The organism is Caballeronia sp. BR00000012568055 (assembly GCF_029439455.1).
GTDB lineage: Bacteria > Pseudomonadota > Gammaproteobacteria > Burkholderiales > Burkholderiaceae > Caballeronia.
Window position 1 is genome coordinate 1 of sequence record NZ_JAQFVG010000191.1, and the last position, 715, is coordinate 715.

General features: G+C 56.1%; 1 protein-coding gene. It reads right to left on the reverse strand.

What is annotated here, in order from left to right; translation table 11 throughout:
- Positions 1–150: 150 nt before the first annotated feature.
- Positions 151–715 (reverse strand): ABC transporter substrate-binding protein (locus tag P7F28_RS09735; RefSeq protein ID WP_277184292.1); only part of this gene is annotated, 565 nt, incomplete at its 5' end.

Consider the following 715-nt stretch of genomic DNA (forward strand, 5'->3'; position numbering starts at 1 on the left):
AACGCGATCACGGCGTAGATCATGCCGAGTGCGATGCCGCTATAGATTAGTTGAAGAAGAATCATCTTTGAGCGCCTGAAGAGAGCATGACAAAGCCGCGCTCGCCATAGCGGCGGCGCGGCTTATATCGACATGACGGAACAGTTCGCTTTAATTGGCGGCTGTGGTCGCTTGCTTGGTGCGCAAGGTGCCCCCGCCTTTCTTGTCGGTGTCGTAAGCGAAGATCACGCGGCCGCTCTTTACTTCGCCGATCACCGGCACGTTCGGGCTAATGGCTTCGTGGTCCGCTTTAGTGAACGGCTTGTCGTAGACCATCACTACGCCTTCGACTTTGCCGTTGAGATTTTCAAGCGCTTCCTTGACCTTGGGGCCGTCGGTCGAACCTGCCTGCTTGATCGCGGCGGCAAGCAAATAAATTGAGTCATAGCCTTGCGCGGCCGACACCGGCGAATCGATGCGATCGTTCTTAGGCTTGAATTCCTTAAGATATGCCTCGATAAACGCCTTGCGCTTAGGCGTATTCGCTTCCTGGATAAAGGTCTGCGGCATGCGCGCACCTTCACCATTCGTGCCCGCATTGTCGATGTAATTCGCCATCGACAACGTCCAACTGCCGATCAGCGGCACTTTCCAGCCGAGTTTGGCCATACCGTTCGCAATTTGCGCCAACTCCGGCCCGATGCCATAAGTCAGCACGGCATCGGCGCCCGCTTCT